The 11,034-nt window shown below is 43.5% G+C and carries 9 protein-coding genes; 4 read left to right on the plus strand and 5 right to left on the minus strand.

All coding sequences use genetic code 11. The features are described 5' to 3' along the window. Positions 1–87: 87 nt before the first annotated feature. Complete coding sequence (locus ABDD95_RS15495; protein ID WP_345948247.1) at positions 88–3,324, plus strand: amidohydrolase family protein; 3,237 nt, start codon at positions 88–90, stop codon at positions 3,322–3,324. Positions 3,325–3,396: 72 nt separating this feature from the next. Here the strand turns inward: ABDD95_RS15495 and ABDD95_RS15500 are convergent, their stop codons facing one another. The 5 genes from ABDD95_RS15500 to ABDD95_RS15520 all read right to left on the minus strand — a co-directional run bounded on the left by ABDD95_RS15500 (position 3,397) and on the right by ABDD95_RS15520 (position 7,537). Beyond that, positions 3,397–4,197 carry an alpha/beta hydrolase-fold protein gene (locus ABDD95_RS15500; RefSeq protein WP_345948248.1) on the minus strand — a complete coding sequence of 267 codons (801 nt, stop codon included), beginning with the start codon at positions 4,195–4,197 and terminating at the stop codon, positions 3,397–3,399. A gap of 144 nt (positions 4,198–4,341) precedes the next feature. Further along, the gene (locus tag ABDD95_RS15505; RefSeq protein WP_345948249.1) at positions 4,342–5,628 is read right to left on the minus strand and encodes a citrate synthase; all 1,287 of its coding nucleotides are present in this window, start codon (positions 5,626–5,628) and stop codon (positions 4,342–4,344) included. A 164-nt stretch (positions 5,629–5,792) separates the two neighbouring features. Then, positions 5,793–6,305: a DUF3347 domain-containing protein gene (locus ABDD95_RS15510; RefSeq protein WP_345948250.1), complete on the minus strand. Its 513-nt coding sequence runs from the start codon at positions 6,303–6,305 to the stop codon at positions 5,793–5,795. A gap of 138 nt (positions 6,306–6,443) precedes the next feature. After that, positions 6,444–6,740 (minus strand): hypothetical protein, encoded by a 297-nt coding sequence (locus tag ABDD95_RS15515; protein WP_345948251.1) that lies wholly within the window; start codon positions 6,738–6,740, stop codon positions 6,444–6,446. A gap of 410 nt (positions 6,741–7,150) precedes the next feature. Next, positions 7,151–7,537: an RNA-binding protein gene (locus ABDD95_RS15520; protein ID WP_345948252.1), complete on the minus strand. Its 387-nt coding sequence runs from the start codon at positions 7,535–7,537 to the stop codon at positions 7,151–7,153. Positions 7,538–8,100: 563 nt separating this feature from the next. Here ABDD95_RS15520 and ABDD95_RS15525 point away from each other — a divergent pair. From ABDD95_RS15525 to ABDD95_RS15535, 3 genes are read left to right on the plus strand one after another with little or no spacing between them, the layout of a single operon-like run. Continuing rightward, positions 8,101–9,072: a glycosyltransferase family 4 protein gene (locus tag ABDD95_RS15525; protein WP_345948253.1), complete on the plus strand. Its 972-nt coding sequence runs from the start codon at positions 8,101–8,103 to the stop codon at positions 9,070–9,072. Between the two features lie 37 nt (positions 9,073–9,109). Further along, entirely contained in the window at positions 9,110–10,399 is a 1,290-nt protein-coding gene (locus tag ABDD95_RS15530; RefSeq protein ID WP_345948254.1) for a glycosyltransferase family 1 protein, read from the plus strand. A gap of 8 nt (positions 10,400–10,407) precedes the next feature. Beyond that, complete coding sequence (locus ABDD95_RS15535) at positions 10,408–10,977, plus strand: HAD family hydrolase (RefSeq protein WP_345948255.1); 570 nt, start codon at positions 10,408–10,410, stop codon at positions 10,975–10,977. The last annotated feature ends 57 nt before the right edge of the window (positions 10,978–11,034 follow it).

Here is an 11,034-nt window from a genome sequence, read left to right on the forward strand (position 1 = left end):
ACATTCGTCTGCACTTATATAAGCCGTGCACTAACCCACATGCAAACATTGCTTTTTTCCTATTTTTGCTACCAAGTATTTTATATAATGAAACACTACTACCTCGGCATACTCTTCCTTTTTTTAAGCCTTAGCGTTTTTGCTCAAAAGTGGAACGTTGAAAACACGCCCGGCCCCAATAAAAAAGTAACCATTACCACCGATGAAGGGACCTGGATGAATGTGGACGTTAGTCCGGATGGGAAATTTATAGCGTTTGACTTACTGGGAGACATCTATATCATGCCTGTTTCCGGTGGCAAAGCCGCGCAAATAACCAGCGGTAAAGCCTGGGATGTACAACCCCGCTTTAGCCCCGATGGCAAACAAATAGCATTTACCAGCGACCGAGACGGTGGTGATAATATATGGATAATGGCTACCGATGGGGCAAGCAAGCGCCCTGTAACCAAGGAAACCTTTAGATTGTTAAACAATCCCTACTGGACGCCCGACGGCCAGTTCTTAGTAGCCCGTAAGCACTTTACCAATACCCGCTCCTTAGGCGCAGGCGAAATGTGGCTATACCATAAAAATGGCGGCGAAGGTATACAACTTACTAAACGCAAAAATGACCAGCAAGACGCAGGCGAGCCGGTTGTATCGCCTAAAGGAACTTATGTTTATTGGAGCGAGGACGTAACGCCCGGCCCTAATTTTCAATATAACAAAGACCCAAACCAAGGCATATATGCTATTAAGCGTATAAACCGCCAAACGGGGCAAATTGAAACCGTTACGGGCGGCTCGGGCGGCGCATGCCGGCCACAAATATCGCCCGACGGTAAGTTGATGGCCTTTGTGAAACGTAACCGCTTAAAGTCCGTTTTGTATATCCACAACCTCGGCACTGGTGAGGAGTACCCGGTGTATGATAACCTGAGCCACGACCAGCAGGAAACCTGGGCCATTTTTGGAACCTACCCCAATTTCAACTGGTTACCCGACAATCAGCATATTGTGTTTTATGCCAAAGGCAAGATCTGGAACCTCGACATTTCAACTTTAAATGCGGTTAACGTTCCGTTCGAAGCGACTACTCAACAAACCATTACTGAGGCACTTCACTTTCCGCAAAAAGTATTTCAGGATGAATTTACCGCCCGCATGATACGGCAGCTCAGTACTTCGCCGGATGGTAAACGTGTTGCCTTTAACGCTGCTGGTTACATTTATATTAAAGATTTGCCCGGCGGTAAACCCGAGCGCATAAGCACTACGCCCGAATTTGAATACGAGCCGTCTTTTAGCCCCGATGGTAAGCAATTAGTTTATACCACATGGAGCGATGAATTTAAGGGATCGGTTAATATTATTGATTTGGCTACCCGCCATGTAACACGTTTAACACCTGACCGTGGCTTTTACTATTCTCCTGTATTCTCCAACAAAGGCGATAAAGTTGTATACCGTAAAGGCGAAGGGAATGATGTTTTAGGCTATGCCTTTGGTAAAAATCCGGGTATTTACGTGGTTACCTCAACCGGTGGGACACCACAACTCCTCCTCAATAATGGTATCAGGCCACAATTCTCTGCCGATGACAGCAAGCTTTACTATCAAAGTACCGAGGATGGCAAAAAAGCTTTCAAAATGATTGATCTGGTCAATGTAGGCATAGCTCCTAAAACGTTGTATACATCAACTTATGCCACCCAGTTTGCTCCCAGCCCCGATGGCAAGTGGATGGCGTTTACCGAACTGTACAACTGCTACATCACACCATTAACGTATACGGGTAATGTGCAGGAGCTGTCGTCAACCAACAAAGCGCTGCCGCTTAACCGCCTTACACGCGATGCCGGCACTTACTTACACTGGAGCAAGGATAGCCAAAAACTACTGTGGACGCTGGGACCCAAGTACTACTCGCGCGATATTCGCTCGGCGTTCCCCTTCGTTGAAAGCAACCCTGATAAAGTGCCCAATGCAGACACGGCAGGTATTGACATCGGGTTAAAAATAAAAACTGATGCACCTGCCGGTAAAATTGCCTTTACTAACGCCCGCATTATTACCATGAAAGGTGATGAAGTGATTGAGAAAGGTACCATAGTGATAGATCGCAACGTGATTATGGCTGTAGGTAAAGATGTGCAGCCACCTGCCGATGCCAAGGTTTACAATTTAGCGGGCAAGACTATCATCCCCGGTATTGTAGATGTACATGGCCACCTGGGTATTAGCCCGGATGGTATATCGCCGCAGCAGGACTGGCATTACTTTGCCAACCTGGCCTACGGCGTAACTACCTCGCATGACCCGTCGAGCAATACCGAGATGGTTTTTAGTCAGGCTGAAATGTTGAAAGCAGGCCGCATGGTCGGTCCGCGGGTATACTCTACGGGTACCATACTGTACGGCGCCGATGGCGATTTTAAGACAGTAATAAACAATTTAGATGATGCCCGTTCCCATTTACGCAGGTTAAAAGCGGTAGGCGCTTTCTCGGTTAAAAGTTACAACCAGCCGCGCCGCGAACAGCGCCAGCAAATCATCGAAGCTGCGCGCGAACTACAAATGGAAGTAGTGCCCGAAGGCGGCTCAACTTTTTTTACCAATATGAACATGATTGCCGATGGGCACACCGGCATTGAACATAACATACCCGTATGGCCCGTTTACAAAGATGTGAGGAGCTTTTGGAACGCCAGTAAAACTGGCTACACCCCTACCCTTATTGTAGCCTACGGCAGCCAGTTTGGTGAAAACTACTGGTATGACCGTAGTGAGGTGTGGAAGAACGAGCATCTGCTTAGCTTTACCCCTCCGGCTATTATTGACAGCCGTTCGCGTCGCCGCACCACTTCCGAGTATGGAGATTATGGCCATATTGATGCCGCTCGCGCTACTAAACAAATTGCCGATGGCGGTACACGGGTTAACCTGGGTGCGCATGGCCAGTTGCAGGGCTTAGGCGCACACTGGGAGCTATGGATGCTAAACCAGGGCGGCTTTACCCCTATGCAAGCTTTACGCTGCGCCACATTAAACGGCGCCGCTTACTTAGGCATGGATAAAGAAATAGGCTCATTAGAGGCAGGCAAGCTGGCCGATTTGGTGGTACTTAATCAAAACCCGTTAGACGATATTCGCAATAGTGACAACATCAAATATGTAATGGTAAACGGGCGCCTGTTTGATTCAGATTCTATGAACGAAACGGGCAATATTGAAAAGCCCCGATTGCGCTTTTGGTGGCAGCTAGGTAGCGGCAATTTAATGAACATGCCGGTAGGTAATACAGAGACCTATTTGTTTGGCACCAGCGATGGTGAGAATTAAATTGATAGGTTAAGCGTTGACGCTTCATTTACCAAGTTCAATTTGCTGAACTTGGTAAATGATAGCTATTACTTAATCAAAACCCTGTAGCAGCCACTCATAAAACGCTGGAAAATCATCATGCCATTGCTGCTCGTTGTGGCCTGCGCCGGGGATGATTTGTACGGCTACCTGGCTTTCATGGTCAACTTTTTCTTGTACAATTTGAGCCATACCCTGCATATCGCCCACCATGTCGTCACTTTCGGCATCGCCACAAACAAAATAAAAACGGGAGTTGCTTAAATTTTCAGCTTCGAGCGCAAAGGCATAAATTTCTTTAGCTATCCAAAATGCTGGTGAGAATATGCCTGCGTTACCAAAAGTTTCCGGGTGTTTCAGGGCAGCATAAGCTGCTATTAAACCACCCATTGAGCTGCCTACAATGGCGGTATGCCGGGCATCGGGCTGTGTGCGGTAATTACTATCAATAAAAGGTTTTAACGTATTCACTAAAAATGCTGAGTATGCATTGCCTCTCCCCTCACCATGTTCTTCAGAATCGTAAGGATTATATTCGTTGATACGACTTTCCTCGCCATGGTCAACTCCTACTATAATGCAGGCTTTATGGTAAAACTGGTGGTCCATCACTTCATCCACGCCCCACTCCTGGTAGCTTGCGGTATATTGATCAAAAAGGTTTTGACCATCCTGCATGTAAATAACCGGATAGCTTATGTCTGATTGCTCATATTCTGCTGGCAGGTACAGCCACACCCTGCGCTGGCTCTGCAATTCGGGCATGTGAAAATGCTCGTCTAATATATGTACTTGCGGGCTAGCGGTGTGCTGCTCTTCGCTAATTGGGCCTTGCTCTAATTCGTTATCCATGATTGCTTGTGAAACATCATGTACAATTGGCCTGCCAAGTTTTTGAAATAGCCCCTACCACAGCACATAAAGCTTCGCCAAACGCTATAAAAGCACAAAGGGTTGATGGCAAGCCATCAACCCTTTGCTATGAGTGGTACCGTGTTAGCGGCCGCTTATATCATTATAATCTCTATCAGTAGCGCCGGTATACACCTGGCGAGGGCGGCCAATAGGCTCTTTGTTCTCTTTCATCTCTTTCCATTGGGCAATCCATCCTGGCAGACGTCCTAAAGCGAACAATACGGTAAACATATCGGTTGGGAAACCTAATGCACGGTAAATGATACCTGAGTAAAAGTCAACATTAGGGTAAAGCTTACGCTCCACAAAGTAAGGATCTTTCAATGCTACTTCTTCCAGGCGTTTGGCTATGTCCAACACTTCGTCATTTACACCTAAGTTTTCCAGTATGTCATCACATGCCTTTTTAATGATTTTAGCACGCGGATCAAAGTTTTTGTAAACACGGTGACCGAAGCCCATTAAACGGAAAGGATCATTCTTATCTTTAGCTTTGGCAATCCATTTATCAGTATCGCCACCATCGGCTTTTATTTGCTCCAGCATTTCAATTACCGCCTGGTTGGCGCCACCATGCAATGGGCCCCAAAGTGCAGAGATACCCGCTGAAATTGATGCGTACAAATTAGCATCAGATGAACCTACGATACGTACGGTTGAGGCAGAGCAGTTTTGCTCATGATCGGCATGCAAAATAAGCAGCTTGTTCATGGCACTGATCACTACCGGGTTTATCTCATACGCTTCAGTTGGCTGACTGAAGGTCATGTACATAAAGTTGGTTACGTAATCAAACTTATTTTTCGGATAGTTAACCGGATGACCTAATGATTTTTTGTAGATCCAAGACACAATAGTGCTCATTTTGGCAATCAGCTTGTGTATCTCCAGGTCAACAATCTCAGGGCTCAGGCCCGGCTCTAACGACTCGGGGTTAAAAGCAGCTAAAGCGCCAATTAAGGATGACAACTGACCCATGGGGTGAGATTTTGACGGAAAGCCATCAAAAAACTTCTTCATGTCCTCATGCACCAATGTGTGACGGTTTATCTCTAACTGGAATTTTTGCAACTGCTCATTAGTTGGCAATTCGCCGTAAATAAGCAGGTAAGCTACTTCAATAAAGGTTGATTTTTCAGCCAGCTGCTCTATGGGATAGCCACGATATTTTAAGATGCCTTGCTCGCCGTCTAAAAATGTAATAGCGCTCTTAGTTGCTCCGGTATTTTTATAACCAATGTCTAATGTAATATAACCGGTCAAATCGCGCAGCTTGGATATATCCAATGCTTTTTCATTTTCTGTACCTTCTATAACAGGCAAATCATACGTTTTATCACCAATTTTCAGTTGTGCTGTTTCCGACATAATTCTGAGTTGTATCCGCAGCAAATGTAAATAAATATGGCATTATTCACCGTTGCAGATAAAGTTTATCACTTAAAATTTACCTAACATAAATACAAGCAACGCTTATATTGTTTGTTGAAGGCTAAAGTTTAGCCTAAAGGCAATTCATTATAATTTTTGTTCTATTTAATTTCTTCTTTTATTTCACCGCACTCCAGCATTTCATCGCCGTAATATGGATTTTTAATTTCCTTTTGTGCCGATAACCAATAACCACCTTTACCTTCGTTAGCCATAGGACAATAAGCTACGTAAACAGGCGCGGCTTTATTGCTCATGCCTTTTATTAACGGAATAACATCATTGCTTAATTGTAAAAACAACATGCGTTGCGATTTTACATCTTCTGTGTCGCCAATCTTATCAGCCAGGTCCTCTGCCTCACTACAGCCTTTTATCTTTTTTAAATGATCTGCCAAATCACCGGCAGATTTTTTTGCAGCGCTACCATCACTTTTAACCAGGTTATCCTTTACCTGAAGATAAGCGTTATAAACTTTTATAGTATCGGTTTGCAAGGAAGAAGCCTCCTTGTTGTCAGCACTTTCAGCGACGCTTTCTTGCTTGGGTGCTTGTTGGCAAGCAGCCGCCGCTAAAACCAGCCATAAAGCAAATATGAATCTATAATTTTTCATGATAATGTAGTTATGTTACAGCGGCTAAGTTAAGTATTTGTGTTTAAACGCGCATGTGTAACTGTATACACAACTTTAATCAGTTTAAAACTAAAAAGCCCCTGGCTTTACCAGGGGCTTTTTAGTTTTACATATTGCTTACCACCTTCCGCGACCGTAAGCATGGCCACGGCCCGGATGACCATAATAGCGGTGATGAACTATTACCGGACGGCGTGAGTAGTAACCACGACGAACAACCACAGGGCGGCGGTAATAACTTCTTACAGGATAATCGTAGACCGGACCTCTGTCAACCACTACTACACGTGGTGCAGGTGCATAATAAGCAGGTTGTCCAAAATTTATACCTATATGACCGCTTACTTGTGCTTTTGCGGTGCCGAAAGTAATTAGAGTTACTATAAATGCTGCTAAAAATGTTATTCGTTTCATAGTCGTATCCTGTTTTAAATTATCATTATACTATTGCGTTGTTATATGTTTAAGACAACAAATCAACATGATGGTTTAATGACAAAGCAAACGTTATGCTACTTTAGCAATATAAGCAGGCTAACGAACAACGAAACAACTTAGTAACCAGAGATTTCGGCAAGGCAATTCCTTTTAAAAATTTCTATTCAAAAAAGTTGTAACGGAGGGCTATTTAGAAAAAGCATATTAGAATAAACCATTACGAAAATGGAAAGGAATAGTGCAAGCAATCCCAGTATGGGCAGCAACCACATATAATAGACGTCGTGCAGAGCAGACGTAAAAAGTAAAATAGCGAGCCGGGAAGCTCAGCATTCACTAATTAAAACGCCGGATGAAAAATATCCATCCGGCGTTTTAATTATATATTAGTTCCAACGACCACCGCCGCGGTTGTTATCTTTTTGATAACCACCACCGCCGCCGCCACGGTTGCCACCGCCACCGTAGCCACCACCGCCACCACGGTTGCCGCCGCCGAAGCCACCGCCACCACGACGATCGCCACTTGGTTTTCTTTCTTCAGCCTGACTTACAGCAATGCTTCTGCCGCTTACTTCAGCACCGTTAAGACCTGAAATAGCTTTTTGCGCAGCTTCATCATCTGGCATTTCAACAAAGCCAAAACCTTTGCTTCTTCCGGTTTCTCTGTCGATAATTAACTTTACTGAGTTTACCTCTCCGTATGCCTCAAAGAGTTCTTTTAAATCTGCTTCCTCTAAGCGATAAGGAAGGCTTCCTACAAAAATATTCATCAATTTAAATTTTCAATTATTAAGCATGGTTGCTTAACAACGCAATTAACATAAAAATTTCTGAATTAGTTGAATATTTGTTCGTCAAAAAAAAATAAAAATTAATTACGAATAAAAACCTCCTTTTTACTCATAAGTCTTACCGCTTTTACAATTGGCGACAGGGAAAGCGCTGACTTACTGTAACATGTTTCTCCAAGCCCGCCGAAGCTTCAGCATATTGGTTTATTGAACAATGCGGTTCAATACCTGGTATCTATTACAACAAACACCATATGACCTTATACTATACTATTTAAAGCAGGCTTTAAAATAAAACTGTTTACCTGTGAGTACACTAACCGTACGTCTATAACATGGCCCTTATCCACACTTTATTTTAACATTTGTTGATAAGTTATTTTCAAATTAAACTATTAGTTGAAAGCAGAGTATATTAAAGTATACAAGGTGTACAGAGAAGCGCTTCTGAAAATGTGGCAGAACCGCTTCTGACATACAGGATTGTACTAGTATTGGCTTTTGGTGTCATAATTGAACTGAATGTGCCAGAATTCAATACTATGACAAATTCACGTTTAAAAATTTTTACCTGGCACATACACGGAAGTTACCTTTTTTACCTTTCCCAAGGTAATTATGACATCTATATACCTACCAAACCAGAGAAGATTGAGGGTTATTATGGCCGGGGCGAGACTTTTCCTTTTAAGAAAAATGTGATTGAAATTCCGGCAGAAGAAGTTAAAAATCAAGAATTTGATATCATTCTATATCAAACTAATCAAAACTATCTGATTGATCAGTACGAAATCTTATCGGCAGAGCAACGCGAGTTGCCTAAAGTATACATTGAACATGATCCACCACGTCAGCATCCTACAGACACAAAGCATGCGGTAAACGATCCTAACGTTAATTTAGTACACGTTACCCACTTCAATAAGTTAATGTGGGATTGTGGCGAAACGCCAACAACCGTAATTGAACACGGCGTAACTGCACCAGATGCACTTTATACAGGCGAGAAAGCCAGAGGTATTGTAGTGATTAACAATTTACCCCTACGAGGCCGTTTGTTAGGATTGGACATTTTTTTGAAAGTACGCGAGCATGTACCAATTGACCTTGTGGGTATGGGAACCGGCGATTTAGGTTTAGGTGAAGTTTTGCACCCGCAGTTGCCCGAATTTATATCACAATACCGTTTCTTTTTTAATCCTATACGCTATACCAGTTTAGGACTTGCCGTTTGTGAAGCTTTAATGCAAGGTATACCCGTTGTAGGGCTGGCCACAACCGAACTTTCGGCAGTGATAGATAACGGCCACTCGGGCTTTATACATACCGACGTGAATTACCTTATCGATAAAATGAATTTGTTGCTTGAAGATGCTGAGCTGGCCCGGCAGATTGGCGCCGGAGGCCGAGAGCTGGCGCAAAACCGCTTTAACATTATGCGGTTTACCCATGAGTGGGAGCAGCTGTTTAAAAATGTAGCACAACAATCAAAAAGTCCGATATATATTTCCTGATCCTATATAATACTGAATAATCTCTAAAATACCATTTATGAAAGTTAACCAGCCATATATTGCGTTTATCAGTGAGCATGCCTCTCCTTTGGCTACACTGGGCGGCGTTGACACTGGCGGCCAAAACGTATATGTTGCTCAAACGGCTAAATATTTGGCCCGTAAAGGTTATAAGGTAGATGTGTTTACCCGTTGGGAAGACGCATCACTACCGCAAACAATTAACTGGGTACCAGGGGTGCGCGTTGTACATGTAAAAGCCGGCCCGGTAGAGGTAATTGCCAAAGAAAATATTTTGGATTTTATGCCGGAATTTACGCAAGGCATGGTTGATTTTATCAGTGCGGAGGGCGTTAATTACGATTTAGTACACGCCCATTTTTTCATGTCGGGCCTTGTAGCAGCAAACTTAAAATGCATTTTAAATATCCCTTTTGCCATAACCTTCCATGCTTTAGGGCATGTTAGGCGTATACATCAAGGCAACAGCGACCAGTTTCCGCCTCAACGCTTACAAATCGAGGAAGATATTGTTAAAAAAGCAGATTATATTATTGCCGAGTGCCCTCAGGACCGCGATGACCTGATGAATTATTACAAAGCGCCGTCGTACAAAATCGTGGTCATACCTTGTGGTTTCAGTCATCAGGAATTTTATCCTATAGAAAAGAAAGTAGCCCGCAAATCATTGGGGTTAGATGCTAATAAACATATTATATTGCAGTTAGGCCGTATGGTACCTCGTAAAGGGGTTGATAACGTTATACGGTCATTAAGCTATCTTAAAGATCCTCAATCTGTACAATTGCTTATCGTCGGCGGCGAAAGTGAAATTCCTAATCCTGCCGAAAGCCCTGAGTTGGGCCGCTTGCAGAAAATTGCTGCCGAACATGGTGTGGAGATGTGCATTAAATTTACGGGCCGTAAAAGCCGCGAACAACTTAAATTTTATTATGCAGCTGCAGATATTTTTATCAGCACCCCGTGGTACGAGCCGTTTGGTATTACACCACTTGAGGCCATGGCTTGCGGCACACCGGTAATTGGCTCCAATGTTGGCGGCATAAAATATACCGTTGTAGATGGCGAAACAGGTGCTTTGGTACCACCAGAAGATCCGTCGGCTTTGGCTGCTAAGGTTGAAGAACTAGTAAGCGATGCCAAACGATTGCAAGTGCTGGGACAAAATGCGTTAAAGCGGGTAAATAACTACTTTACTTGGTCGCACGTTACTGATAAGTTAGCCGCGCTATACGATAAGGTAATAGCTGTAAATCACAAAGGTTTATTAGAGCAGTTAAGCAAAGAAAAAATTAAAGCTGCTTAATAACATCTATGAACAAAGCTATTTTTTTAGATAAAGACGGCACTGTAATTAAGGACGTACCTTACAACGTAAACCCCGACCTCATCACGTTGCTGCCCGGCACCATTGAAGGTTTAAAGCAACTGAGAGATGATGGGTATTTGCTGGTTATGGTAACCAACCAGGCAGGTGTTGCACGTGGCTACTTTGCAGAGGCGGCCTTACCTGCTGTTGAGCAACACCTGCAGCAAATTTTAGGCGAACATGATTTAAATTTAGCAGGTTTTTATTACTGCCCCAATCATCCGGAAGGAACAGTTGAACCCTATAATGTGTCCTGCAATTTTCGCAAACCTATGCCAGGCATGCTTTTGCAGGCTGCCGAAGAATTGGTTATCGACTTAAACCAATCGTGGATGATAGGCGACATTTTGAATGATGTAGAGGCCGGTAACCGTGCAGGCTGCCGTAGCATACTCATTGATAACGGCGGCGAGACTGAGTGGTTAAAAAACAATGCCTACCGCGAGCCTACTTATGTTTGTAAAAATTTGAGTGAAGCTGCAAATTTTATTTTGGCAAACGAGCGTGCACTTTAGATTTGCCGGCACCTTTAAGCAATAATTAATTTGTAGCTACCCTCTTACCTCATAAAA

This window comes from Mucilaginibacter sp. PAMB04274, assembly GCF_039634385.2.
Classification (GTDB): domain Bacteria; phylum Bacteroidota; class Bacteroidia; order Sphingobacteriales; family Sphingobacteriaceae; genus Mucilaginibacter.